The organism is Variovorax paradoxus (assembly GCF_000834655.1).
In the GTDB taxonomy this organism is placed as follows: Bacteria; Pseudomonadota; Gammaproteobacteria; order Burkholderiales; family Burkholderiaceae_C; genus Variovorax; species Variovorax paradoxus_F.
Genome location: NZ_JXQQ01000029.1, coordinates 1 through 26,873, shown reverse-complemented (window position 1 = coordinate 26,873; position 26,873 = coordinate 1). Strand labels below are relative to the sequence as shown.

The 26,873-nt window shown below is 62.1% G+C and carries 19 protein-coding genes, 2 tRNA genes and 1 pseudogene; 21 read left to right on the top strand and 1 reads right to left on the bottom strand.

All coding sequences use genetic code 11. The features are described 5' to 3' along the window. Nucleotides 1-80: 80 nt before the first annotated feature. The 21 genes from RT97_RS14210 (at nt 81) to RT97_RS32505 (ending at nt 25,605) form a co-directional block, all read left to right on the top strand. Nucleotides 81-156, top strand: a tRNA-Trp gene (locus RT97_RS14210). Nucleotides 157-290: 134 nt separating this feature from the next. Then, entirely contained in the window at nt 291-674 is a 384-nt protein-coding gene (gene secE, locus RT97_RS14205; RefSeq protein WP_007831049.1) for a preprotein translocase subunit SecE, read from the top strand. Between the two features lie 3 nt (nt 675-677). After that, nucleotides 678-1,280: a transcription termination/antitermination protein NusG gene (nusG, locus tag RT97_RS14200; protein ID WP_042579443.1), complete on the top strand. Its 603-nt coding sequence runs from the start codon at nt 678-680 to the stop codon at nt 1,278-1,280. Between the two features lie 136 nt (nt 1,281-1,416). Next, the gene (gene rplK / locus RT97_RS14195; protein ID WP_013539105.1) at nt 1,417-1,848 is read left to right on the top strand and encodes a 50S ribosomal protein L11; all 432 of its coding nucleotides are present in this window, start codon (nt 1,417-1,419) and stop codon (nt 1,846-1,848) included. Further along, nucleotides 1,849-2,547: a 50S ribosomal protein L1 gene (gene rplA, locus RT97_RS14190; RefSeq protein ID WP_013539106.1), complete on the top strand. Its 699-nt coding sequence runs from the start codon at nt 1,849-1,851 to the stop codon at nt 2,545-2,547. 255 nt (nt 2,548-2,802) lie between these two features. Then, nucleotides 2,803-3,339, top strand: a complete 537-nt coding sequence (gene rplJ / locus RT97_RS14185) for a 50S ribosomal protein L10 (RefSeq protein WP_042579442.1) — start codon at nt 2,803-2,805, stop codon at nt 3,337-3,339. A 44-nt stretch (nt 3,340-3,383) separates the two neighbouring features. Beyond that, a complete protein-coding gene (gene rplL / locus RT97_RS14180; protein ID WP_042579441.1) occupies nt 3,384-3,761 on the top strand; it encodes a 50S ribosomal protein L7/L12 in 378 nt (125 codons plus the stop codon). Nucleotides 3,762-4,017: 256 nt separating this feature from the next. After that, nucleotides 4,018-8,142: a DNA-directed RNA polymerase subunit beta gene (gene rpoB / locus RT97_RS14175; RefSeq protein WP_042579440.1), complete on the top strand. Its 4,125-nt coding sequence runs from the start codon at nt 4,018-4,020 to the stop codon at nt 8,140-8,142. Between the two features lie 21 nt (nt 8,143-8,163). Next, a complete protein-coding gene (gene rpoC / locus RT97_RS14170; RefSeq protein ID WP_042579439.1) occupies nt 8,164-12,393 on the top strand; it encodes a DNA-directed RNA polymerase subunit beta' in 4,230 nt (1,409 codons plus the stop codon). Between the two features lie 98 nt (nt 12,394-12,491). Then, on the top strand, nt 12,492-13,103 hold the full coding sequence (locus tag RT97_RS14165; protein WP_042579438.1) for a LemA family protein: 612 nt from the start codon (nt 12,492-12,494) through the stop codon (nt 13,101-13,103). Nucleotides 13,104-13,225: 122 nt separating this feature from the next. After that, nucleotides 13,226-14,551: a 16S rRNA (cytosine(967)-C(5))-methyltransferase RsmB gene (gene rsmB / locus RT97_RS14160; RefSeq protein ID WP_042579444.1), complete on the top strand. Its 1,326-nt coding sequence runs from the start codon at nt 13,226-13,228 to the stop codon at nt 14,549-14,551. 34 nt (nt 14,552-14,585) lie between these two features. After that, on the top strand, nt 14,586-15,179 hold the full coding sequence (locus tag RT97_RS14155) for a DUF4390 domain-containing protein (protein ID WP_155403816.1): 594 nt from the start codon (nt 14,586-14,588) through the stop codon (nt 15,177-15,179). Then, a complete protein-coding gene (locus RT97_RS14150) occupies nt 15,176-17,506 on the top strand; it encodes a sensor histidine kinase (protein ID WP_042579436.1) in 2,331 nt (776 codons plus the stop codon). Before RT97_RS14155 ends, RT97_RS14150 begins: the two co-directional genes overlap by 4 nt. 79 nt (nt 17,507-17,585) lie before the next feature. Then, nucleotides 17,586-18,287 (top strand): response regulator, encoded by a 702-nt coding sequence (locus tag RT97_RS14145; protein ID WP_042579435.1) that lies wholly within the window; start codon nt 17,586-17,588, stop codon nt 18,285-18,287. Between the two features lie 18 nt (nt 18,288-18,305). Further along, nucleotides 18,306-18,381 (top strand) — tRNA-Phe (locus RT97_RS14140). Between the two features lie 172 nt (nt 18,382-18,553). Continuing rightward, a complete protein-coding gene (locus tag RT97_RS14135) occupies nt 18,554-19,852 on the top strand; it encodes a tyrosine-type recombinase/integrase (protein WP_042579434.1) in 1,299 nt (432 codons plus the stop codon). A gap of 549 nt (nt 19,853-20,401) precedes the next feature. After that, on the top strand, nt 20,402-20,785 hold the full coding sequence (locus RT97_RS33145; protein ID WP_155403815.1) for a hypothetical protein: 384 nt from the start codon (nt 20,402-20,404) through the stop codon (nt 20,783-20,785). 192 nt (nt 20,786-20,977) lie between these two features. Then, nucleotides 20,978-22,081 carry a DUF262 domain-containing protein gene (locus RT97_RS14130; protein ID WP_042579433.1) on the top strand — a complete coding sequence of 368 codons (1,104 nt, stop codon included), beginning with the start codon at nt 20,978-20,980 and terminating at the stop codon, nt 22,079-22,081. Continuing rightward, complete coding sequence (locus RT97_RS14125; RefSeq protein ID WP_042579432.1) at nt 22,065-23,204, top strand: DUF3696 domain-containing protein; 1,140 nt, start codon at nt 22,065-22,067, stop codon at nt 23,202-23,204. Before RT97_RS14130 ends, RT97_RS14125 begins: the two co-directional genes overlap by 17 nt. A 1-nt stretch (nt 23,205) precedes the next feature. Continuing rightward, complete coding sequence (locus tag RT97_RS14120) at nt 23,206-24,159, top strand: hypothetical protein (RefSeq protein WP_155403814.1); 954 nt, start codon at nt 23,206-23,208, stop codon at nt 24,157-24,159. Nucleotides 24,160-24,285: 126 nt separating this feature from the next. After that, on the top strand, nt 24,286-25,605 hold the full coding sequence (locus tag RT97_RS32505) for a PD-(D/E)XK nuclease family protein (RefSeq protein ID WP_172672205.1): 1,320 nt from the start codon (nt 24,286-24,288) through the stop codon (nt 25,603-25,605). Between the two features lie 293 nt (nt 25,606-25,898). Here the strand turns inward: RT97_RS32505 and RT97_RS14115 are convergent. Further along, nucleotides 25,899-26,818: pseudogene (locus RT97_RS14115) on the bottom strand (IS3 family transposase); the annotation flags it as partial. Between the last annotated feature and the right edge of the window lie 55 nt (nt 26,819-26,873).

Genomic DNA, 26,873 nt, shown 5'->3' with positions numbered 1-26,873 from the left:
TCCGTGAAGGCGGCCGCACCGTGGGTTCGGGCGTCGTGGCAAAGATCCTCGACATCTAAGCCCAACGAAAAGAGTACCGGAGGGGTATAGCTCAATTGGCAGAGCGTCGGTCTCCAAAACCGAAGGTTGTAGGTTCGATTCCTACTGCCCCTGCCACCTAGGTGGCGCCTCCGAAAAGCCCGTCCCGTCCCGGCGGGAGGCAAAAAAAGCCCATCGTGACCCGATGGGCTTCGGCGTCTCAAGAGACGCATTGAATTGAAGGTCGAAAGACCACAGGAAAACAGCCGAACATGGCCACTTCTCAAATCGAAACCGTGAGCACGGGCGCCGACAAGGCCAAATTGGCCGCGGCCGTGGTGCTGGCAGTGGGTGCCATCGTGGCGTTCTACCTGCTGTCGCGCCAAGGCTCGCTGGTGCAATGGGCCGCGCTGCTGGTCGGCCTGGCCGCGGCCGTGGGTGCCTTCGGCAGTTCGGAGAATGGCCGTCAGTTGTGGGCCTTTGGCCGCGACTCGTGGCGCGAGGTCAAGAAGGTCGTCTGGCCGACCCGCAAGGAAGCAATGCAGATGACGGCTTACGTGTTTGCCTTCGTGGCGATCATGTCCGTCTTCCTCTGGCTCACCGACAAGACGCTCGAATGGGTGTTTTTCGACCTCATTCTGGGCTGGAGAAAATAAGCAATGACCGACGACGTAGTTGAAACCACGCCGGAAGAGGAGAACACTCCGATCCTGGCTCCCGCCGCCAACCCAGATCTGCGTTGGTACGTGGTGCATGCCTATTCGGGCATGGAGAAAGCTGTCGAGCGCAACATCACCGAGCGCATCAACCGCGCCGGCATGCAGGACAAGTTCGGCCGCATCCTGGTCCCGACCGAAGAAGTGGTCGAGATCAAGAACGGCCAGAAACGCACGACCGAACGCCGCTTCTTCCCGGGCTACGTGCTGGTCGAAATGATCATGGACGACGAGAGCTGGCACCTGGTGAAGCACACCAACAAGGTGACGGGTTTCGTGGGCGGTGCCAAGAACCGTCCGGCTCCGATCTCGCAGAAAGAGGTCGAGGACATCGTCAGCCAGATGCAGCAGGGCACCGAGAAGCCGCGCCACAAGGTGGAGTTCACCGTCGGCGAATTCGTGCGCGTCAAGGAAGGCCCGTTCACCGACTTCAATGGCACGGTGGAAGACGTCAACTACGAGAAGAGCAAGGTCAGCGTGTCGGTCATGATTTTCGGCCGCTCCACGCCTGTCGAACTCGAATTCAGTCAGGTCGAGAAGACCTGAGCCTCGGGCCGGAAGGCCTGAACCATTTCCGGCTGCGCGCTATCCGACTCGGTGCGCGGCCTTGAGCAGAAGAGTCGTTTAACCCCGGGGAGCCGCGGCGAGAGCCAAGGCGATATCACCCGCAAGGAGCAAAAACATGGCGAAAAAAATCGTCGGCTTCGTCAAGCTGCAAGTGCCAGCTGGTAAGGCCAACCCATCACCACCGATCGGTCCCGCACTGGGCCAGCGTGGTCTGAACATCATGGAGTTCTGCAAGGCGTTCAATGCGCAGACGCAGAGCTACGAGCCCGGTCTGGCGCTGCCGGTGGTCATCACCGCGTTCGCCGACAAGAGCTTCACCTTCATCATCAAGTCGCCGCCCGCCGGCGTGCTGATCAAGAAGGCGATCAAGCTGGACAAGGGTTCGGCTCGCCCGCACCTCGACAAGGTTGGCAAGATCACGCGCGCTCAACTCGAAGAGATCGCCAAGACCAAGATGAAGGACCTGACGGCCGCCGACATGGACGCCGCGGTTCGCACCATCGCCGGTACTGCCCGCTCGATGGGCGTGAATGTGGAGGGCGTGTAAATGTCCAAAATCACCAAGAAGCAAAAAGCGCTCGAAGGCAAGGTCGACAGCAACAAGCTGTACCCGCTGGCTGACGCGATCGTCATCGTCAAGGATGCCGCCACCGCCAAGTTCGACGAATCGATCGACGTGGCCGTGCAACTGGGCATCGACGCGAAGAAGTCGGACCAGGTCGTGCGTGGCGCCGTCGTGCTGCCCAACGGCACCGGCAAGACCAAGCGCGTGGCCGTGTTCGCCCAGGGCGCCAAGGCTGAAGAAGCCAAGGCCGCCGGCGCCGACATCGTCGGCATGGACGACCTTGCTGCGATGGTCAAGGCTGGCGACATGCCTTTCGACGTCGTGATCGCTGCCCCCGATGCCATGCGCGTCGTCGGTACGCTCGGCCAGATCCTCGGCCCGCGCGGTCTGATGCCCAACCCCAAGGTCGGCACCGTGACCCCGGACGTCGCCACGGCCGTGAAGAACGCCAAGGCTGGTCAGGTTCAGTTCCGCGTCGACAAGGCCGGCATCGTGCACGGCACGATCGGCCGTCGCTCGTTCGACAACGACAAGCTGCAGGGCAACCTCGCTGCGCTGATCGACGCTCTGGTCAAGGCCAAGCCTGCGACCAGCAAGGGCGTGTACCTGCGCAAGGTGGCTGTGTCGTCGACCATGGGTCTGGGTGTCCGCGTGGACACGCAAACCATCTCGGCGAGCTAAAGAGATTTGCCCGGCTCCGCAAGGAGCAGGGCGGATGTGGTGGGTCGCGGCAGCTTCGGTTGCCGTGAGCCATCCAAGACCGCTGGTGTGCAGGGCGCTGCACTTAATCGCCGGATCGATCCTTCCGGTATCCAGCGCAGATGGCGACCCCACTGCAAGGAATCAAGGAATTTGATTTTTTGTTCCTAACAGTTGGTCGCTGCATGAAGCGCGATCCGAGGCCCCGGCCGAAGGTCGCATTAAAAGGAGTAGACCTTGAGTCTGAATCGCAGTGAGAAAGAAGCGGTCATCAGTGATGTGACCAGCCTCGCCGCTAAAGCTCAAACGCTCGTGATGGCGGAATACCGTGGCATCACGGTTGCCGATATGACCAAACTGCGCAGCGAAGCTCGCAGCAAGGGTGTGACCCTCAGCGTGTTGAAGAACACGCTGGCACGCCGTGCTGTCGCTGGTAGCGCATTCGAAGTCGTCGGTGACCAGATGACCGGTCCGCTGATCTACGGCTTTTCCGAAGACGCAGTGGCCGCCGCCAAGGTGGTGGCCGACTTCGCGAAGACCAACGACAAGTTGGTGATTCGCGGTGGCGCGTTTGGCGGCAAGGTCCTGGACGTCAACGGCGTGAAGCAACTGGCCAACATCCCTTCCAAGGAAGTGCTGCTGTCCCAATTGCTGGGCTTGATGCAATCCCCCGTTTCCCGTACGGCACGCGTTCTCGCGGCGCTGGCTGCGAAGCGTGGCGAAGGCGAAGCTGCACCCGCTGCCGATGCACCGGCAGAAGCGCAGGCTGCTTAAAGCCTTGCGTTTGAAATATTCAACCCAATTGTTAGGAAACAAAAATGGCATTCGATAAAGACGCATTTCTGACCGCGCTCGACAGCATGACGGTCCTGGAACTCAACGACCTGGTGAAGGCCATCGAAGAGAAGTTCGGCGTGAGCGCCGCTGCAATGGCCGCTCCGGCCGGCGCTGGTGGCGGTGCCGCCGCTGCCGTGGCTGAAGAACAGACCGAATTCAACGTCGTGCTGGCCGATGTCGGCGCGAACAAGGTGTCGGTCATCAAGGCCGTGCGCGAAATCACCGGCCTGGGCCTCAAGGAAGCCAAGGACCTGGTGGAAGCCGCTCCCAAGGCTGTCAAGGAAGGCCTGTCGAAGGCTGACGCTGAAGCCGCCAAGAAGAAGCTGGAAGAAGCCGGCGCCAAGGTGGAACTGAAGTAATTCAGACCCCCTAGAGGGCTGGAGGCGCCTGAAAAGGCCCTCCAGCCTTTGCCGCTTTCAGAGCGCACCCAAAAGATGCCATCCCGATGCGTTTTTTGAGTGTCTTCTGACCCCGACTGCAGAAGACCCCTTGGTTCGGGCGATGTGCAACGCATCGCTGTCCGCCAACGGCTGGTAGTGGCCAGCCGCCAAGCAGTGGTGCCGTTCGCCCGGCATTGCTGACAAGTCGCTGAAGATCTCAAGCTCCGGAGCTCTCATGGCCCAATCGTCCGCGTACAGTTACACCGAACGCAAGCGCATCCGAAAAAGTTTCGGTAATCGCGACAGCGTCGTCGAAATCCCCTACCTGCTGCAGATGCAGAAAGACGCGTACACCGCGTTCCTGCAAGCCGGCATCGCCCCCAAACAACGCACCGTCGAAGGCCTGCAGGCCGCGTTCGACGCCGCGTTCCCGATCGTCTCGCACAACGGTTTTGTCGAGATGAAGTTCCTCGAGTACAACCTGGCGAAGCCGGCCTTCGACGTGCGCGAATGCCAGACCCGTGGTCTGACCTTCGCCTCGGCCGTTCGCGCCAAGGTCCAGCTCATCATCTATGACCGCGAGTCGTCGACGTCGCAGTCCAAGGTGGTCAAGGAAGTGAAGGAACAAGAGGTCTACATGGGCGAAGTGCCGCTCATGACCGAGAAGGGTTCTTTCATCATCAACGGCACCGAACGCGTGATCGTGTCCCAGCTGCACCGCTCGCCCGGCGTGTTCTTCGAACACGACAAGGGCAAGACGCACAGCTCGGGCAAGCTCCTGTTCTCGGCCCGCGTGATTCCCTACCGCGGTTCGTGGCTCGACTTCGAGTTCGACCCGAAGGACATGCTGTACTTCCGCGTGGACCGTCGCCGCAAGATGCCGGTCACGATCCTGCTGAAGGCCATCGGCCTGAACCCGGAATCGATCCTCGCGAACTTCTTCGTGAACGACAACTTCCGCCTGATGGACAGCGGCGCGCAGATGGAGTTCGTCTCCGAGCGCCTGCGCGGCGAAGTCGCGCGCTTCGACATCACCGACAAGTCGGGCAAGGTCGTGGTCGCGAAGGACAAGCGCGTCACCGCGCGCCACACGCGTGAACTGGAGCAGTCGAACACCACGCACATCAGCGTGCCGGAAGACTTCCTGGTCGGCCGCGTGATCGCCCGCAACATCGTGGACGCCGACTCCGGCGAGATCCTGGCCAAGGCCAACGACGAACTGACCGAAGCACTGCTTAAGAAGCTGCGCACGGCCGGCGTGCAGGACATCCAGGTCATCTACACGAACGAACTGGACCAGGGCGCGTACATCTCGCAAACGCTGCGCATCGACGAAACCGTCGACGAGTTCGCAGCGCGCGTGGCCATCTACCGCATGATGCGCCCCGGCGAGCCGCCGACGGAAGACGCGGTGCAGGCCCTGTTCCAGCGCCTGTTCTACAACCCGGACACGTACGACCTGTCGCGCGTGGGCCGCATGAAGTTCAACGCCAAGGTCGGCCGCGACGAATCCACCGGTCCGATGGTGCTGACCAACGAAGACATCCTGGCCGTGGTCAAGATCCTCGTCGACCTGCGCAACGGCAACGGCGAAGTCGACGACATCGACCACCTGGGCAACCGCCGCGTGCGTTGCGTGGGCGAACTGGCCGAGAACCAGTACCGCACCGGCCTGGCACGTATCGAGAAGGCCGTGAAGGAACGTCTGGGTCAGGCCGAGCAAGAGCCGCTGATGCCGCACGACCTGATCAACAGCAAGCCGATCTCGGCCGCGCTGAAGGAATTCTTCGGTGCCTCGCAGTTGTCGCAGTTCATGGACCAGACGAACCCGCTGTCCGAAATCACCCACAAGCGCCGCGTGTCGGCCCTTGGCCCGGGTGGTCTGACGCGTGAACGTGCAGGCTTCGAAGTGCGCGACGTGCACGTGACCCATTACGGCCGCGTGTGCCCGATCGAAACGCCCGAAGGTCCGAACATCGGTCTGATCAACTCGCTGGCCCTGTACGCCCGCCTGAACGAATACGGCTTCATCGAGACGCCGTACCGTCGCGTGGCCGACAGCAAGGTCACCAACGAGATCGACTACCTCTCGGCCATCGAGGAAGGCAAGTACGTCATCGCCCAGGCCAATGCGGCCCTGGACAAGGACGGCAAGCTGACCGGCGACCTGGTCTCGGCGCGTGAAGCCGGCGAATCGATCCTGGTCGGTGCCGAGCGCATCCAGTACATGGATGTGTCGCCCGCGCAGATCGTGTCGGTGGCTGCCTCGCTCGTGCCGTTCCTGGAGCACGACGATGCGAACCGCGCGCTGATGGGCGCCAACATGCAGCGTCAGGCCGTGCCCGTGCTGCGCCCTGAAAAGCCGATGGTCGGTACCGGTATCGAGCGCGTCTCCGCGGTCGACTCGGGCACCGTGGTCACGGCCACCCGCGGCGGCATCGTCGACTACGTCGATGCAACCCGCGTCGTGGTGCGCGTGAACGACGCCGAAGCGGCTGCCGGTGAAGTCGGTGTGGATATCTACAACCTGATCAAGTATCAGCGTTCGAACCAGAACACCAACATCCACCAGCGTCCGATCGTCAAGCGCGGCGACAAGATCGCCAAGGGCGACGTGATCGCCGACGGCGCATCGACCGACCTGGGTGAGCTGGCCCTCGGCCAGAACATGCTGATCGCGTTCATGCCCTGGAACGGCTACAACTTCGAAGACTCGATCCTGATCTCCGAACGCGTCGTTGCCGAAGACCGCTACACCTCGATCCACATCGAGGAACTGGTGGTGATGGCCCGCGACACGAAGCTGGGCGCAGAAGAAATCACGCGCGACATCCCGAACCTGGCCGAGCAGCAGCTCAACCGCCTCGACGAATCCGGCATCATTTATGTCGGCGCCGAAGTGCAGCCGGGCGACACGCTGGTGGGCAAGGTCACGCCGAAGGGCGAGACCACGCTCACGCCTGAAGAGAAGCTGCTTCGCGCCATCTTCGGCGAGAAGGCTTCCGACGTGAAGGACACCTCGCTGCGTGTGGACCAGGGCTCGCAAGGCACCGTGATCGACGTGCAGGTGTTCACCCGCGAAGGCATCACGCGCGACAAGCGCGCCCAGCAGATCATCGACGACGAACTCAAGCGCTTCCGCCTTGATTTGAACGACCAGCTTCGCATCGTCGAAGCCGACGCGTTCGACCGTATCGAGAAGCTCCTGACCGGCAAGGTCGCCAACGGCGGCCCGAACAAGCTGGCCAAGGGCACCAAGCTCGACAAGGCCTACCTGGCATCGGTCGAGAAGTTCCACTGGTTCGACATCCGCCCGGCGGAAGACGAAGTGGCTTCGCAGCTCGAGTCGATCAAGAATTCGCTGGAGCAGACGCGCCACAGCTTCGACCTCGCGTTCGAAGAAAAGCGCAAGAAGCTCACGCAGGGCGACGAGTTGCCCGCGGGCGTGCTCAAGATGGTCAAGGTCTACCTGGCCGTCAAGCGCCGCCTGCAACCCGGCGACAAGATGGCCGGCCGCCACGGCAACAAGGGTGTGGTGTCCAAGATCGTTCCGGTCGAAGACATGCCCCACATGGCCGACGGCACGCCGTGCGACATCTGCCTGAACCCGCTGGGCGTGCCCTCGCGGATGAACGTGGGCCAGGTGCTCGAAGTGCATCTGGGTTGGGCCGGCAAGGGCATCGGCCAGCGCATCGGCGACCTGCTGCAGCAAGAGGCCAAGGTGGCCGAAGTGCGCAAGTTCATGGAGCAGCTGTACAACGGCTCGGGCCGTCCGGAAGACCTCGCTCAGCTGAGCGACACCGACGTGCTCGCCATGGCGGCCAACCTGCAAAGCGGCGCGACGTTCGCCACGCCGGTGTTCGACGGCGCCTCGGAAGAAGAAATCCGCGGCATGCTGAAGCTCGCCTACCCGGACGACATCGCCAAGCTCAAGGGCCTGACCGATACGCGCACGCAGGCGTACCTGTACGACGGCCGCACCGGCGACCAGTTCGAGCGTCCCGTCACCGTCGGCTACATGCACTTCCTGAAGCTGCACCACTTGGTCGACGACAAGATGCACGCCCGTTCGACCGGCCCGTACTCGCTCGTCACGCAGCAACCGCTGGGCGGCAAGGCGCAGTTCGGCGGCCAGCGTTTCGGGGAAATGGAAGTGTGGGCGCTGGAAGCTTACGGCGCCGCCTACGTCCTGCAGGAAATGCTGACCGTGAAGTCCGACGACGTGCAAGGCCGTACCAAGGTGTACGAAAGCATCGTCAAGGGCGAGCACTCGATCGAAGCCGGCATGCCGGAATCGTTCAATGTGCTGGTCAAGGAAATTCGTTCGCTGGGGCTCGACATCGAGCTCGAGCGTTCTTAATTTGAAAAGGGAAAGAGTCTTATGAAATCGCTACTCGACCTGTTCAAGCAATTCACGCCCGATGAGCATTTCGATGCCATCAAGATCGGCATGGCTTCGCCCGAGAAGATCCGCTCGTGGTCTTTCGGTGAAGTGAAGAAGCCCGAGACGATCAACTACCGCACGTTCAAGCCCGAGCGCGACGGTCTCTTCTGCGCGAAGATCTTCGGCCCCATCAAGGACTACGAGTGCCTGTGCGGCAAGTACAAGCGCCTGAAGCACCGCGGCGTGATCTGCGAGAAGTGCGGCGTTGAAGTCACGCAGACCAAGGTGCGTCGCGAGCGCATGGGTCACATCGACCTGGCCGCGCCCTGCGCCCACATCTGGTTCCTGAAGTCGCTGCCGTCGCGCCTGGGCCTCGTGCTCGACATGACGCTGCGCGACATCGAACGCGTGCTGTACTTCGAAGCCTACGTGATCACCGACCCCGGCATGACCCCGCTGAAGAAGTTCGGCATCATGTCCGAGGACGACTACGACGCCAAGCGCAAGGAATACGGCGACGAATTCGTCGCCAAGATGGGCGCCGAAGGCATCAAGGATTTGCTGCAGGGCATCGAGCTCGACAGCGAGATCGAACGCCTGCGCGGCGACCTGACCGGCTCCGAAGTCAAGGTCAAGAAGAACTCCAAGCGCCTGAAGGTGCTGGAAGCCTTCCGCAAGTCGGGCATCAAGCCCGAGTGGATGGTGCTGGATGTCCTGCCCGTGCTGCCGCCGGACCTGCGTCCGCTGGTGCCGCTGGACGGCGGCCGCTTCGCGACCTCCGACCTGAACGACCTATACCGCCGCGTCATCAACCGCAATTCGCGTCTGCGCCGCCTGCTGGAGCTCAAGGCCCCGGAAATCATCGCGCGCAACGAAAAGCGGATGCTGCAAGAGGCTGTGGACTCGCTGCTGGACAACGGCCGTCGCGGCAAGGCCATGACCGGTGCCAACAAGCGTGCGCTCAAGTCGCTGGCCGACATGATCAAGGGCAAGAGCGGTCGTTTCCGCCAGAACCTGCTGGGCAAGCGCGTCGACTACTCGGGCCGTTCGGTCATCGTGGTGGGCCCGACGCTCAAGCTGCATCAGTGCGGCCTGCCCAAGCTGATGGCGCTCGAGCTGTTCAAGCCCTTCATCTTCTCGCGCCTCGAAGCCATGGGCATCGCGACCACGATCAAGGCTGCCAAGAAGGAAGTCGAATCGGGTACGCCGGTGGTCTGGGACATCCTGGAAGAAGTGATCAAGGAACACCCGGTCATGCTGAACCGTGCGCCTACGCTGCACCGTTTGGGCATCCAGGCGTTCGAGCCGATCCTGATCGAAGGCAAGGCGATTCAGCTGCACCCGCTCGTTTGCGCGGCCTTCAACGCCGACTTCGACGGCGACCAGATGGCCGTTCACGTGCCGCTGTCGGTGGAAGCGCAGATGGAAGCCCGCACGCTGATGCTGGCCTCCAACAACGTGCTGTTCCCGGCTTCGGGCGAACCGTCGATCGTTCCTTCGCAGGACGTGGTGCTGGGTCTGTACTACACGACCCGCGACCGCATCAACGGCAAGGGCGAGGGCCTGATCTTCTCCGACATCGGTGAAGTGCAGCGCGCGCTGGACGCCAACGAAGTCGAACTCACCGCCAAGGTGGCAGTGCGCATCACGGAATACACCAAGGACAAGGAAACCGGCGTCTTCACGCCGTCGACCTCGCTCGTGGACACCACCGTGGGCCGTGCATTGCTGTCCGAGATCCTGCCCAAGGGCCTGCCGTTCTCGAACATCAACAAGGCGCTGAAGAAGAAGGAAATCTCCAAGCTCATCAACGTCTCGTTCCGCAAGTGCGGCCTGAAAGAGACCGTCGTGTTCGCCGACAAGCTGTTGCAAAACGGCTTCCGCCTGGCGACCAAGGCCGGTATCTCGATCGCGATCGACGACATGCTGGTGCCCGCCGAGAAGCACGGCATCATCGAGCGCTCCGCCAAGGAAGTGAAGGAGATCGAACAGCAGTACGTCTCCGGTCTCGTGACCTCCGGCGAGCGCTACAACAAGGTGGTGGACATCTGGGGCAAGGCCGGCGACGAAGTGTCGAAGGTCATGATGGCCAAGCTCTCCAAGCAGAAGGTCATCGACCGCCACGGCAAGGAAGTCGAGCAGGAGTCGTTCAACTCCATCTACATGATGGCCGACTCCGGCGCCCGCGGTTCCGCAGCGCAGATTCGCCAGGTGGCCGGCATGCGTGGCCTGATGGCCAAGCCGGACGGCTCGATCATCGAGACGCCCATTACCGCGAACTTCCGCGAAGGCCTGAACGTACTGGAGTACTTCATCTCCACCCACGGTGCCCGTAAGGGTCTGGCCGACACGGCGCTGAAGACGGCGAACTCGGGTTACCTCACCCGTCGTCTGGTCGACGTGACGCAAGACCTGGTCGTGACCGAGCAGGACTGCGGCACGCACGGCGGCTACCTGATGCGCGCAATCGTCGAAGGCGGTGAAGTGATCGAGTCGCTGCGCGACCGAATCCTGGGCCGCTCGGCAGCGGACGACGTGCTGCACCCGGAAAACCGCTCGGTGCTGCTCAAGGCCGGCGAGATGTTCGACGAAGACAACATCGAAGTCTTGGAAGCCCAGGGCGTCGACGAAGTCAAGGTCCGCACCGCGCTGACTTGCGAAACCCGCTTCGGCATCTGCGCGACCTGCTACGGCCGCGACCTGGGCCGCGGCGGCCTGATCAACATCGGCGAAGCCGTCGGTGTGATCGCGGCGCAGTCGATCGGCGAACCCGGCACGCAGCTGACGATGCGTACCTTCCACATCGGCGGCGCCGCTTCGCGTGCGGCCATCGCTTCGAGCGTGGAAGCCAAGTCGAACGGCTCGATCGGCTTCAACGCCACGATGCGCTACGTGACCAACAGCAAGAACGAGCTGGTGGTGATTGCACGTTCGGGCGAGATCGTCATTCATGACGAACACGGCCGCGAGCGCGAACGCCACAAGGTGCCGTACGGCGCGACCCTGGCCGTCAAGGCCGACCAGCAGATCAAGGCCGGCCACGTGCTCGCCAACTGGGATCCGCTGACGCGCCCGATCATCACCGAGTTCGCCGGCAAGACGCAGTTCGAGAACGTCGAGGAAGGCCTCACGGTCGCCAAGCAGGTGGACGAAGTGACCGGTCTGTCGACCCTCGTGGTGATCGACCCGAAGCGCCGCGGCGCCGCCAAGGTCGTTCGCCCGCAGGTGAAGCTCATCGACGCCTCCGGCGCCGAAGTGAAGATCCCGGGCACCGACCACTCGGTGACGATCGGCTTCCCGATCGGCTCGCTGGTGCAGATCCGCGACGGCCAGGACGTGGGCCCCGGCGAAGTGCTGGCGCGTATTCCGGTCGAAGGCCAGAAGACCCGCGACATCACCGGCGGTCTGCCGCGTGTTGCCGAGCTGTTCGAAGCCCGTTCGCCGAAGGACAAGGGCATGCTGGCCGAAATGACCGGTACCGTGTCGTTCGGCAAGGAAACGAAGGGCAAGATCCGCCTGCAGATCACCGATCCGGAAGGCACGGTCTGGGAAGACCTCGTGCCGAAGGAAAAGAACATCCTGGTGCACGAAGGCCAGGTGGTGAACAAGGGTGAGTCCGTGGTCGACGGTCCGGCGGATCCGCAGGACATCCTGCGCCTGCTGGGTTCGGAAGAGCTCGCTCGCTACATCGTGGACGAAGTGCAGGACGTGTACCGCCTGCAGGGTGTGAAGATCAACGACAAGCACATCGAGGTGATCGTTCGCCAGATGCTGCGCCGCGTCGTGGTCGACAACATCGGCGAGACGAGCTACATCTCCGGCGAACAGGTCGAACGCAGCGAAATGCTCAACACCAACGACGCCCTGCGCGCCGAAGGCAAGATCCCCGCGACGTTCACGAACCTGCTGCTGGGTATCACGAAGGCATCGCTGTCGACCGACTCGTTCATCTCGGCCGCTTCCTTCCAGGAAACGACGCGCGTGCTGACCGAAGCCGCGATCATGGGCAAGCGCGACGAGCTGCGCGGTCTGAAGGAAAACGTCATCGTCGGCCGCCTGATTCCCGCAGGCACCGGCATGGCTTACCACCAGGCCCGCAAGGTCAAGGACCAGATGGACGAGGCCGAGCGCCGTGCCATCGCCGAATCCGAAGCCGCCGAACTGGCGGGTTCCTCGAGCGATGCGACGACCACGGCCGACGCCAGCGAAGGCGCCGCGACCGAATAACCGGCTAGCATCACCGGCCATGACCGGCACCCCACGCCCCCCGACCGCCCCCGGTTGGGGGGCGTTTTTCTTTGTGTTTCGATGAGGTGTCGTTTCCGATGAGCGTGTTGCCCGAATCGCTGGCCAGCTGGATCGTCATTGCGGTGCTGCTGTTCTGGTTCGTCGGTGCCTACAACCGGCTGGTGCGCCTGCGCGCGGCCGTGCTGCAGGCCTATGCGACGCTCGACGCGGCGCTGGGCAGGCAGCTCGATTTCGTGCAGGCCAGCATCACCGCCGCGCCGCAAGAGAACCCGCCGTCGCAGGAGCTCCTGTCGTCGATCGCGCCGCTGCAGGCGGCCACCACGCAGCTGGCCACCTTGCTGGGTGCCACGCGGCTGCATCCGCTCGATGCGGGCGGCATGGCGGCGCTGGGCACTGCGCTGCAGGTGCTGATCTCGGCCTGGCAGCGCCAGCATCCGGATGCGGTGACTGTTTTCGATGCCGACGGCACGCTTTCGCGGCCGATGCCGATGCAGCCCGGTGCAGCTGGTAGCGCCACCGCGCAGAACGCGCCCGAGCCGATCGCCTGGCCCGAACCCTCGGCGGCCGCGGAAATCGCGCGCAGCCAGTTCAACCTGGCGGTGGCGCACTACAACGACGCGATCGTCCAGTTTCCGGCGCTGCTGGTGGCATGGGCCGTGCGTCTGCGTCCGGCCGCGCCCCTGCGCTAAGAGGCCGAGAGGCGCGTTTCCTTCTTTACATTGCACGGCGTAGTGCCTTTGGCCCGCCCGTTACCATCCGCCCCAACTTGTCCGAACTACCTTCCGATTCCCCCGGCAACGCAGCGCCCTCGCTGCAGCCGCCCTTGTGGCGCCAACTGCAATTGACCGCGGGGGCGCTCGCGTCGATCCGCGCCGGCACCTCGGGCTCCGTCGCGTTCGAGGCCGTCGAGCCCGCGCTGCGGCCCGGCGTGCAGGCGCTCGGCTTCCAGGTGCTGCGCTGGCTCGGCCGCGCCGAGGCGCTGCGCCGCCACCTTGCCAAGCGCACACCGCCGCCGCTGCCCGACGCCTTGCTCTGCGCCGCGCTGGGCCTCGCCTGGGACGCCGAGCGCGCGCCCTACGAACCCTTCACGCTGGTCGACCAGGCCGTCGAAGCGGCCAAGCGCAACCCGGCGACCCGGGCGCAGGCCAGCTTCATCAATGCGTGCCTGCGCCGGTTCCTGCGCGAGCGCGACGAGCTCGTCGCCATCACCGACCAGGAGCCGGTCGCGCAATGGAACCATCCGCGCTGGTGGATCGAGAAGCTCAAGCGCGACCATCCGCGCGATTGGCAGCGGATCCTGAATGCGGACAACGCGCAGGCGCCGATGACTTTGCGCGTCAACACCCAGAAGTCCACGGCTGCTGCCTATCTATTGGAGCTTGAAGCTGCGGGCCTCCCGGCCACGCGCGTCGGTGCCAGCGGCCTTCAGCTCGGACGCGCGCGTCCGGTGCAGCAACTGCCCGGCTTTGCCGACGGCGTTTGTTCGGTGCAGGACGCGGCCGCGCAGATGGCAGCGCCGCTGCTGCTCGACGGCCTGCTGCCGGCCAAACCCGGCGCCGCGCCGCTGCGCGTGCTCGACGCGTGCGCCGCCCCTGGCGGCAAGACTGCGCACCTGCTCGAGATGGCCGGCCCCGGGGCCGCCGAAGTGATCGCCCTCGAGGTCGACGCCTTGCGCAGCCGCCGGATCGGCGAGACCCTGACCCGCCTCGGCCTGCAAGCCAAGGTGGTGGTGGCCGATGCCGCGCGCCCCGCCGACTGGTGGGACGGCACGCCTTTCGACGCCATCCTGCTCGACGCGCCATGCACCGCTTCGGGGATCGTGCGTCGTCACCCGGACGTTCGCTGGCTGCGCCGCGAGAGCGACACCGCCCAACTGGCCGCCCAACAAGCGGCGCTCCTGGCCGCGCTCTGGCCGCTCGTGCGGCCCGGCGGCCGGCTCCTTTACTGCACCTGTTCCGTCTTCCGGGAAGAGGGCTCGCAACAAATTGATGCGTTCCTTGCACACAACACTGACGCACGATTGCAACCGTCCCCGGGCCATTTGCTGCCCCAAAGCGGGGGGAATGTCCGTGGCGTCCCGGACAATCCCTCAGGTGACCACGACGGCTTCTTCTACGCCCTGCTTGAAAAACGCTGAGTCCGCTCGGCCGCGCCGAACGGTCCTGCTGGCCATGTTCCTCTTGGTCTGGGCGCTGCTGCTGGCGTGCCTTCCGGCCCCGGCAGCCGCGCAGAACCGGCCAGGCGCGGCGATCACCCAAATGCGCCTGGAGCAGGCCGACGACGGCGTTTATCTGAGCGCCGGCGTGCAGTTCGAACTGCCTTCGCTGGTCGAGGAGGTGCTCGACAAGGGCATCGCCATCTATTTCGTGGCCGAGGCCGAGATGTACCAGGAGCGCTGGTACTGGACCGATCGCAAGGTCGCCCAGGTCACGCGCCACATGCGGCTGGCCTACCAGCCGCTCACCCGTCGCTGGCGCCTGAACGTCTCGCCGGTGCCGATCACAGGCGCGGCCGGCTTCGGCATCTCCCTGAACCAGAATTTCGACACTCTCGGCGATGCGCTGGAAGCCATCAAGCGCATCGGCCGGCTGCGCATGGGCGACGTCGCGGAGATCGGCGACGACCCGCTGCACCAGGTGACGTTCCGCTTCCGCCTCGATACCTCGCAGCTGCCGCGGCCGTTCCAGATCGGCGTGGTCGGCCAGGCCGACTGGAACATCTCGGCCGAGCGCACCGCGAAGCTCGCGCTGGAGAAGCAGCGGTGAGCACCAAACCGCGCAGCGGCGCAGCGGCCACACCCGCCGCACGCCGCTCGCGTGCGATGCGCTGGGCCGTGGGCGTCGGCGCGGCGATGGTCACGGCCATCGGCCTGGTGCTGATGTTCCTGCTGGCCCAGGCCACCAACAACCGGGAGCTGTACGAGCGCTACTACGTGCGCCTCTTCGGCATCAACGTGGTGGTGGCGGTGCTGCTGGTGCTGGTCATCGGCTGGGTCGCCTTCAGGCTGTTGCGGCGGTTGCGCCAGGGCAAGTTCGGCAGCCGGCTGCTGATCAAGCTGGCGGCCATCTTCGCGCTGGTGGGCGTGGTCCCGGGGGCGCTGGTGTACGTGGTGTCCTATCAGTTCGTCGAGCGTTCGATCGAGAGCTGGTTCGACGTCAAGGTCGAAGGCGCACTGGATGCCGGCCTGAACCTCGGCCGCGCCACGCTCGACTCGCTCTCCGACGACCTCGCGGCCAAGACCCGCGTCGCCAGCGCGCAGCTGTCGTCGGTGTCCGATGCGAGCGCCGGTCTTGCGCTGGAGCGCATCCGCGACCAGCTCGAGGCAAGCGACGTGGTGCTGTGGACCGGGTCCGGCCAGCTCATCGCCGGCGCGGGTACCTCGCGCTTCCAGCTCAACCCCGAGCGGCCGACCGCGCAGCAGTTCCGCCAGGTGCGCCCCGACCGACCGCTCGCGCACGTCGAGGGCCTGGACGAAACTGCCGCGCCCGGCGCAACGCCGCCCGTGGCGAGCGTGCGTGCGCTCGCGATGGTGCAGCGGCCCGGCTTCGACTTCGATACCGCGCCGCGTTACCTGCAGGTCACGCGGCCGCTGCCGGCGGCCGTGGTCAAGAACGCGCTGGACGTGCAGGAAGCCAATCGCGAATACCAGGAGCGGGCGCTCGCGCGCGGGGGGCTGCGCCGCATGTACATCGGCACGCTCACGCTGAGCCTGTTCCTGGCCGTGTTCGGTGCGGTGCTGCTGGCCGTGCTGTTCGGCAACCAGCTCGCGCGCCCGCTGCTCGTGCTGGCCGATGGCGTGCGCCAGGTGGCCGCCGGTGACCTGCGGCCGACCGCCGTGCTGCAGGGCAAGGACGAGCTGGGCGGCCTCACGCGCTCGTTCGCCGTCATGACGCAGCAGCTGGCCGATGCCCGCGGCGCGGTCGAAAAGACCATGGGCCAGCTCGACGCGGCCCGCGCCAACCTGCAGACCATCCTGGACAACCTGACCTCGGGCGTGATCGTGCTCGACGCCAAGGGCACCGTGCTCTCGACCAACCCCGGCGCCACCCGCGTGCTGCGCGCGCCGCTCGCGGCCTACGAAGGTCAGGCGCTCATCGACGTGCCAGGCCTGGCGGACTTCGGCGCCAAGGTGCAGCAGCAGTTCGACGAGTTCCAGGTCGAGCGCATGCAGCACGGCCTGGACCACTGGCAGCACGCCTTCGAGCTGCACGCCACCGGCATGGACTTGCCGCAGCAGGACGGTGCAATCAACATCGTCGCGCGCGGTGCGGAACTGCCCGGCGCAGCGCGGCTTCTGGTGTTCGACGACATCTCCGAGATCGTGTCGGCACAGCGCGCGCAGGCCTGGGGCGAGGTCGCGCGGCGCCTGGCGCATGAGATCAAGAACCCGCTCACGCCGATCCAGCTGTCCGCCGAGCGGCTCGAGATGAAGCTCTCGGGCAAGGTGGCGGCGCCCGAGCAGGCGATCCTGGTGAAGTCGGTCAAGACCATCGTCGACCAGGTCGATGCGATGAAGCGGCTGGTGAACGAATTCCGCGACTACGCGCGGCTGCCCGCGGCCGACCTGAAGCCGGTCGACCTGAATGCGCTGCTGGCCGATGTGCTGCAGCTCTATCACGCCGAGAACCTGCCGATCGTGCTGCGCTCGGAGCTCGACGTGCGCTGCCCGCCGATCCGCGGCGACGAGCAGCAGATTCGCCAGGTCGTTCACAACCTGCTGCAGAACGCACAGGACGCCGCCGAGGCTGCCTCCAGCAGCACGGGGCGGGCGGGCGAGGTCGTCATCCGCACCCGGCTGGGCGATTCGGGCCAGCGCGTGCGACTCACGGTGCAGGACAGCGGCCCGGGCTTTGCAGAAAATATCCTGAAGCGCGCCTTCGAGCCCTACGTCACGACGAAAACAAAAGGTACCGGTTTGGGGCTTGCGGTGGTCAAGAAGATCGCCGATGAGCACGGCGCGCGCATCGAGCTTTCCAACCGCGTTGTCGACGGGGCTGTGGCAGGGGCGCAAGTCTCGCTATCATTCGCGCTGGCAGGCGAGCCGCGGGCAGCGGCCGCTCACACCGAAGACTCGAAGTCTTCCACCGCCTGAGCGCCACCGAAATCCAGCGCGAGGGCGCTGGACGGGCCAGCGGACCAACACCTACCAGCGCATACAACAAGCAGCACTCATGGCAAACATTCTCGTGGTCGATGACGAGCTGGGCATCCGGGACCTGCTCTTCGAAATTCTCAATGACGAAGGCCACAACGTGGAGCTCGCGGAAAACGCCGCCGAAGCACGTGCCGCACGGCAACGCGCGCGGCCCGATCTCGTATTGCTCGACATCTGGATGCCCGATACCGACGGCGTCACGCTGCTCAAGGAGTGGTCCACCGCCGGCCTCCTGAGCATGCCCGTCATCATGATGAGCGGTCACGCCACCATCGATACCGCAGTCGACGCGACGCGCATCGGCGCCTTCGCCTTTCTCGAAAAACCCATCACGCTGCAGAAGCTGCTCAAGGCGGTGGAGCAGGGGCTCGCACGCGAGAGCGCACGGCGCGCCGCGGCCGGCGTGGTGCCCACGCCGGCCGGCGGCCACCAGGCGGCTGCGATCACCACCACCGGCGACAGCCTGCTGATGGCATCGTTGGCGTCGGTGCCGGTGCCCGATGCCGGTCCGCAATCGACGCAGAGCTTCGACCTCGACCGCCCGCTGCGCGATGCGCGCGACGGTTTCGAGAAGGCGTACTTCGAATTCCACCTTGCGATGGAGAACGGTTCGATGACCCGCGTCGCCGAGAAAACCGGCCTGGAACGCACCCATCTTTATCGCAAGCTCAAACAACTTGGCGTCGATCTTTCAAGAGGGCGCAGAAGCGCTGTATAATCTAGGGCTGCACACAATGGCCCGGTAGCTCAGTTGGTAGAGCAGCGGATTGAAAATCCGCGTGTCGGTGGTTCGATTCCGCCCCAGGCCACCATTTTTCTTTCTCGGTAGATCCCAAGACAGCTCAAAAGCCCTTGTACATCAAGGACTTAGCCTCAAAAAGGCGGCTCAAGCGGCATCACCGAATCTCACAGAGTCCCGTTCTTGCGCGTACCCCACGGTGTACCCCAGACTGCTTTTCAATCGCAGTCGATTTTGGGTACACCATGGGGCAACTCAACGAGCTTCAGATCAAGGCGGCAGCGCCGCGGGACAAGGAATATTTGCTGGCGGACGGCGACGGTCTCTACCTTCGCGTGCGCCCGACCGGCAAGGCGTGGGTTTATCGCTACAAGCGGCATGGCAAGGAGGCCAAGCTCAGCATCGGGCACTACCCGGTCGTGACGCTTGCGACGGCGCGCAGGAAGGCGCGTGCCGAGGCTGAGAAGCGCGCCGAGGGCGTCGACCCGCGGGAGGCGCGTCGCGTGGAGGAAGAGCGCGTTCGCGTTGCCCGCCTCAATACCTTTGAACGCACCGCCCGCGCCTGGCACGCACAGGCGTGGAAAGACCGGACATGGTCCGCCGGCTATGCCGAGAAGGTGATGCGCCACCTGGAACTGCACATCTTCCCGTGGATCGGTGCGCTGGCCATGGAGGCCATCTTGCCGACCGAGGTGGTCCGATGCCTTCACCGCATCAAGGAGCGCGGCAATCTGGAGACGGCGCAGCGGGTTCGCGAGGCCGTGCAGCACGTGTTCCAGTACGCCGTCGATGTGGGGGCGTTGGAGCCGGCCAAGAACTTCGTGAACAGCCGTACGGCTGGCCTGCCGCCACCTCGCACGCGCCACTATGCAGCCATCACGGACCCGCAGAAGCTCGGCGAGTTGCTTCGCGACATGCGCGCCTACAACGGCAACGTCATCACGCGCGCGGCCCTGCAGCTCTCGCCCTTGCTGTTCCAGCGTCCTGGTCAGTTGCGGTTGGCGCACTGGGAAGATGTGGATCTCGATCAGGCGCTGTGGCGTTGCCCGCCCGAGAAGATGAAGCTGCGGGAGTGGAAGAAGCGCGATGTACGCACGCCAGCGCACCTGGTGCCGCTGCCGACGCAGGCAGTCGAAATCTTGCGCGACATCCATCCTCTGACCGGTCCCAGTGGGCCGATCTTCCGCAGCATGTCGAAGCGTTCCGAGAAGACGCGCTACATGAGCGACAACACCATCAACAGTGCGCTGCGCACGTTGGGGTATGACACAAAGGAACAGATCACAGGCCATGGGTTCCGCGCCACGGCCCGGACCCTGATTCGCGAGCTGTTGGGGTCGGACCGTGAGGTGATCGAGCGGCATCTGGCACATGGCTCCGATGAGGAACTGGGTAGCGCCTATGACCGCGCCACTTTCCTGAATCAGCGGCGCAAGATGATCCAGTTGTGGGCGGATCTGCTGGATGACCTGGCCGCAGGCAAGACGTTGGAACTATCTCCAAATACGGAGTTTGCGACAGCAGGGCGATCGAGAGGAGCGTGATTGAGGCGGACTCTCTTGCCGATGCGTCGCCCAAAGTTGATTCCTTATTACGGGCGCAGTGTTGACGCGTTGCAGTGGCCCACTCTCGCTGGATCTTGATCGGAGTGCATCAGACTATGAGGAAGGATTCCTTCAACCCAGGGAACATCTGATCAAGTCGTAAATTGACTTGATGGCGAGCGTGCGTGTTGCTCGCTGCTCTCGCAGGCTCGCAGCACCGGGCGTCGCGTGCGTTCGAGAGCATGTGTGGCGTACCTCAGGCCGTCCGCGGACGCACCTGTCCCGTCGTCACCGCAATCAGCTTCCTTCTGACCATCCCACAGATTCGACAACGCCGCGTAAGGGAAGCTGCGCGCTTGTGGTCAGCGACGCACTTGACCCTGAGTAAACGGTGTGTCAGCAGCTTCATAGGGGCTGCCTGCCGTTACAGTTGGAGGGAAACCGCCCTCTGTCGCTCGATAGCAGGGAACGGACGTCGACGTCGATCGAATTTCCAGCTCATGACATCTCTCACCGCTCAAGCAAAAAAAACCAATTCGGCCCTTCTGATTGCCGAACCCCCTCTCCAGCGCAATTGTCGGGAAAGACGACGGGGATGCGCTTATTTGTGGCGGTATCTATCGACTGCGGGTAAAACCTGGATCGCCAATATCACCGGAAAGTTTGTTGTTGGCTATGAATTTGCCTGTGGTGAGGCAGCAATTGCGTGCAATTCAGTTTACGCGCGATGTGATCGATACGCTCGGCAAAAGATTGTTGGAGGTTCTTGTGCCGCCTTTGCACGCTAAGCGATGGATCGAACTCGGCGTCAATCTGAGTTTAGCGATGGAACGAAAGGCGCAAGCAAAAGCAGGTATTGGAGATGCAATTAAGAAGGCGAATCCACCTATTTCTAAAGTGGCACAAGGGCGGCCTAGTTGGTCGATGCGTTAGGGGCAAGCACCTGCAATAGGGTGCACTTTAATGCTTGTGCGGTTAACATCTCACTATTTCAGCTGTTGCGCCAACCTGGCGCTTTACGAGCCGATGAAGACCGGCTGGTTCTTCAGGTCGAATAACGCATAAATGCCGTCCAATTCAGCGCGCCGGCTATGCACATCTATGGCACATGCACAAGGGAGCCCGATGGAAAATATTGTTTCCCACCCAGGCGATGAGGAAATCGAGGGACTTGCTGCTGCCGAAGTGGCGTCTTGGGGTGAATACCCGATTGATACCGTCCTGATCAGAAACGAGAACCGTACGGTACACGATGTCCTTCGCCGTATCGAGAAGGGTTCGTTCGTAATGGACCCTGAGTTCCAGCGGGACTTTATCTGGCCTGATGAGAAGCAAAGCAAGCTCATCGAATCTGTGCTGATGAGAATACCGCTGCCCGTCTTCTACCTTGCTGAGAATCCTGAGGGACAGATGATCGTAGTCGACGGGTTGCAAAGGTTGTCGACCTTTCAGCGGTTTGTGAATGGGGATCTCAAACTCAAGCTCCCTGACCAGCCAGAACTCGACAGGAAGCGTTTCCAGGATCTGTCACCGAAACTACAAAACCGCATCGACGATTGCAATCTGATCCTATACGTCATCGATGCGAAGGTCCCCGCGCAAGCGCTGCTTGACATTTTCGAGCGAGTGAACAGCGGCGTCCCCCTGACGCGCCAACAGATGCGCAACTGCCTCTTCACGGGCAATGCAACTCGATTTCTTCGGACTGAGGCCAAAGAACCTCTTTTTCTGGAAGTCACTGGTGGCAGCCTGAAGTCCGAAACAATGCGTGATCGAGAGTTGATCAATCGCTTTTGCGCTTTCCAGATCTTGCCTGCGGAGAGCTACAAGGGCGACATGGACCAGTTTCTGGCTCAGGCACTTCGAGTCATGAATAAGGCACCGGATAGCCAGCTAGCGCATTTGGCAGCCCAGTTTCGGACCAGTATGCGAAACAACCTCACTGTGTTTGGGAAGCACGCATTTCGCAAACATGTCCAAAGGGAGCAGCCCAGAAGCGTTTTCAACGCTTCGCTCTGGGATGTCATGACCACTGGGCTTTCCCTGTATCCCGAACACAGAGTGGAAGCTCTTGCAGATCGAGTTCATGAAGGTTTCTTCGAGTTGATGAAGGACCCGGCCTTCGACGAGGCCATCACACTAGGCACCAATCAAGTGAATCGTGTAGAGAAGAGGTTCAAAATGTTTGCGGCGATGTTGAGGGAGGTGTTCGGTGATCCGACAAATTGATCTCGATTTTTTCAAGTGCTTCGATGTGTTGAGGTTGCCCCTCAGCGATCTGACTTTGCTTTCCGGCGGCAATGCCTCAGGCAAATCATCAGTCCTGCAGGCACTGACGCTGCTGCATCAGACGATGCGAGAGCACGAATGGTCACGAAGATTGATGTTGAATGGAAGTGCCATCAAGCTTGGTACCGTGGCCGACGTCGTGGACAAGGTCAATGGCCGACGAGGGTGTGAGATCGGCCTGCATTTCGACGAGAACCACTATCGCTGGACTTTCTCTGGCGAAAGGCCGGACATGTCTATGGCTGTTGAGACCATCGAAGTAAACGGTCAAAAATCCGATGACCCGCAGATGCTTCAGCATCTGCTTCCGTTCCGCCAAGGCCAAGCCCCCGAACTGGTCACGTCCCGCTTGAAGGGTCTCACGTACATCACGGCTGAGCGTATCGGACCAAGAGAGTTTTATATGCTGGCGGATCCCCAGGCAGCTCCAGTCGTAGGCCCCGCTGGTGAGCATGCCGTCTGTGTGCTTCACTTGGGCCGGGACGCGAAGGTCAGTGAAGCGCTTTCCTTGCCTGATGTTCCCCCAACGCGCCTGCGCCAGGTTGAGGCCAGAATGAAATCGTTCTTCCCGGGTTGCGCACTCGCAGTGCAGCAGATCCCGGATGCCAACGCCGTCTCGCTTGGCATCCGGACTTCGGACGATACTGATTTCCATAGGCCGATTCACGTGGGGTTTGGCATCACCCAGGTGCTACCTATCGTTGTCGCTGCGCTTTCGGCATCGAAAGGCGATCTGCTATTGATCGAGAACCCCGAGGTGCACTTACATCCGTCGGGGCAAGCGCAGATGGGTCAATTCCTGAGTGAGGTCGCACGCAGCGGTGTGCAGTTGATCATCGAGACTCACAGTGACCATGTGCTTAGTGGGATCCGGCGTGCCGTAAAGGCTGGTCGCCTCGATAAAGGTCAGGTCTCACTTCACTTCTTTCGTCCGCGCTCGCTCGGTGGGGCTCAAGTGACCACGCCGCAAATCGATAGCAACGGTGGTATCGACGCATGGCCGGAAGGTTTCTTCGATCAGTTCGATAAGGACTCATCTCACTTTGCAGGTTGGGGGCAGTGACGTGGACCTACTGCTCAATGATCTGTCGATTCATGGCCAGTTCAAAGATGTTCCGGACTTCAGTCGAGCCATTGAACGCGTAATGCAGCTTCGGCAACTCGCCAAACGCTTTGGCAAGGATTTGTACTGCCACAAAAATCTGACGCAGGCTCAGGTCACACACCATCAGACGCTGGTACAGGTCATTCAGGCTCTCGAGAAGAGCAAAGGCCAGGCCCTAATGCAATGGCTGACTCGTCAAGGTCCATATTGGGACACGAATCGGCTTCATTCTGAGGACGACTACCTGGAATATGACGGCGGCGTGGTCACCGACACCGCCTTGGGTGAGGCGGCCTTTGGAAACATGCGTGGTCAAGAACGACGTATGGCTAGCTTGGTGCCTTCAAGCTTCGAAAAATCGCCTCTCCCGGTGACTTGGTCCTCCGGAAATGGAGAATCCAAGGTTGTGGACGTCCGCAACCATTGGGATGGTGACGAACTGGAAACGTTGCTGAAGGAGGCCCCTGCTTCATTGACTTCGTGGGAGCAACTCGAAGCGGTCTGCACTCAGCAATTCGACGCACTTCATTTCTCCGGCGACTGTTTCTTGGAGCTCAGAGGGCATCCCTTTGTGGACGGCGCGGCCAAGCAGGTCCTCAACTTGCTCGATGTACTGCAAAAAATGCTCCGCGCCTTTGAAGGCACTGGCCAGAGAACGGCATTGGGACAGCAGCTGTACCAAGACCATTTCACCGGGGACAAGGCTTGGTTTTCAGATTCTTCGGATGCGGAAAAGGTTGACTTCAGAAGTGAGCTGACGTTCAAGCACCCATCTGTCGCGGGCGAAAGCCTCTTCTGTCCTTGGCATGGAAAGGTCAAGACGCCACAGATCAGAGTCCATCATTCGTGGCCCATTCGGGCAAACGAGCCACTGTATGTGGTTTACATCGGCCCAAAACGCACGAAGCGTTAAATCGCGAAGCACTTCGTTGGCGACGCGTCACGGCGCAGTACGACTTGACTGGGGGCGAGCAGGCAGAAATGCTCAATAGCCGACACAGCTTGTTGGATAACAAAAAACAACGTTGGAGGAGCAATTTTGACCGGAGTTTATGCACGCCATGCTGGATCTCTCTTCGAGGATGCCGAGGTCCACGAACTTCTAGCGCTTACCGCACGGCGACAGGCGTTGAGCATTTGCACACCACGTGAAATCAACGTCTCTAGGCTTCTCGCCTGGCTGCTGGATCCATCCGAAGGCCATGGTCTGGGCGATAGAGCGCTCAGATCACTGCTTGTTTTTGCTGGGAAGACTGGGCAAGTGGAGCATCTCTCAAGATCGGATCGAGAGTTTCTACTTCCTCATAACGTTCATCAGCTCGCCCTGTCGGGACTGGTCGTCAACACCGAACTGCAGGTGAATGCCAAAACTAAAACCGGCGCACGAGCGAGCGCTAGCCGCGGCGCAAGGGGCTCACTTGACGTCGCAATCATCGATCCAACCACAAAGCTTTGCGTTGCCGTAGAAAACAAGTTTGGCGCCCCGCAATCTCGCGAGCAACTGAAGAAGTACAGACAACGGCTAGAAAAACTGTTTCCGTCTTTCCGGCGAATTTATATCTTCCTCGACAAGTTCGAAGCGCAGCCCGACGACCCAGAATGGCTTGCTGTTGGCTACAGCTGGCTGAGCGGATTTCTGTTGGAGCAAGAAAACAGCTCTGTGTTGTCCGAAGATGTTCAACGCACTTTAAGGGAGTTCAGGGAAGCAGTTCAAGATCAAGACGAAGAATCCGCGAGTACCTCCAGTACGAACAAACTGATCACATCGGTGGCAGCACGTCATCAAGATGCAATCGAGGCAATGTGTGATCTGGCTCGGCCAAAGGGAAAAATATTTCTTGAACTGATGCAGGAGTTGGCGGCGGATACACGTAGCGCGGAGGGGCGCGCTCGAATGGCGCTTTTCAAGCTCTATCGCACTCGTTCGATGCTGTGGGACGAATGTCGCCAGCAGGCTCGGTTTGCGCCATTTTTCGAGGGACTCAGCAAGCAATTTGCTGATCTGGATCGCGATGTGAAGCGCGTGAACTCATGGTATTCACTGCGCTCGTGGGATCGCTTCGTCAGCCCCGAATACCAAGAAGAGTATTTTTTTCCTGCCGCTGTTCGAGTGCACGCCCACGATAAGAGGTTTAATGTTGTCACTTACTTGGATCTTCGATCTCTGAAACTGGACAAGCGAGATGCTTTGCGCGAACTTGTCATCTGTACCAGAAAATCCCTAGGCGGAAATTCACCCAAGACCAATGGCGACACATTTGACGTTTTCCGCTCCATGAATCTCACCCAGGCGGCCGCGGTCGAAGAGGTGAGAGTACGTCTTGGATGGCTGCAAAGCCAGCTGGAAAAAATTGCCTGAGCAAACTCCGCGATCACGACGCCTGTTGCCTGCCAAGTGATTTCTGATGCATAGCCTCGCCCAGCGGATAGGCGTAACCACTTCGCCGCGGCTTTATAGGACTGAGGGCGACAAGCTACTCTGGCTCTGGACCGCGCTTGTTGCCCTGGGAGCGCTTTGCCTTGTGTGGCCGCTTTGGGATGCGATTCGCAAGAGTGAGTGGGTCCAGTACGGGATCTGGCTCGGCATCGTCCTCGTCATCGAAGTGATCGTTCTTGCGATTGACCTGCTCGGTTTAATCGAGACAGTTTTTCCTAGAAGACGGCGGGTTGCAGTTCTTTGCGGAGTTCGAGTTTGAACTCCGCCGGGGTCAAGTATTGCAGGCTGCTGTGGGGACGTACCTCGTTGTAGTGATTGCGCCAGGCTTCGATCAGGACAGCGGCTTCGCGGCGCGAACGGAACCACTCGATGGACAGACACTCGTCGCGGAACTTGCCGTTGAAGCTCTCGTCGGTGCCGTTCTGCCAAGGCTTTCCGGGATCGTTGAGCACGGTGGCAATGCCCGAGCCTGAGATCCACTCCAGGATGGCTTGGCTGACAAACTCCGGCCCGTTGTCCGAACGCATGAACAGCGGCGCACCATGCAAGCTCACCAAGCGCGAGAGCACCTCGATCACCCGCTTGGAGCGGATGGCCCCGGCCACATCGATGGCCAGGCACTCGCGGGTGTATTCGTCCACCACGGTCGGGCACTTGATCTGCTGGCCGCTGGCCGTGGTGTCGAAGACGAAGTCGTAGGCCCAGACCATGTTGGCCTTGAACGGCGTGTGGATGCGCGGGCGCACCGAGGCGATGCGCTTGCGTGGCCGCTTGCGGGGCACCAGCAGGCCTGCCTGGCGCCACAGGCGATGTGTGCGTGACCAACTCAGCTCGAAGCCGCTGCGACGCAGGAACACGCGAATTCGGCGATAGCCGTAGCGCGGATACTGGGCCGACAGTGCCTTCATCGCCGCGAGCACCGGCGCATCCTTGGCGGGCAGGCGCAGCTCGTAGCTGGGCGTGGCGCGTGACATGCCGATGAGCCCGCAGGCGCGGCGCAGACTCAAGCCCCGTGCGCGCACGAAGGCCAGTTGCTCACGCCGAGCCAGCGGGCTCACCATTTTTTTGCGTTGATCTCCTTGAGGATCTCGAGGTCCAGGTCTCTCTCGGCAAGGAGCTTCTTCAATCTGGCGGACGACAATTATCTTGAGCGGTCGACGACAACTATCGTGAGCGGTTGACGCGCGCGC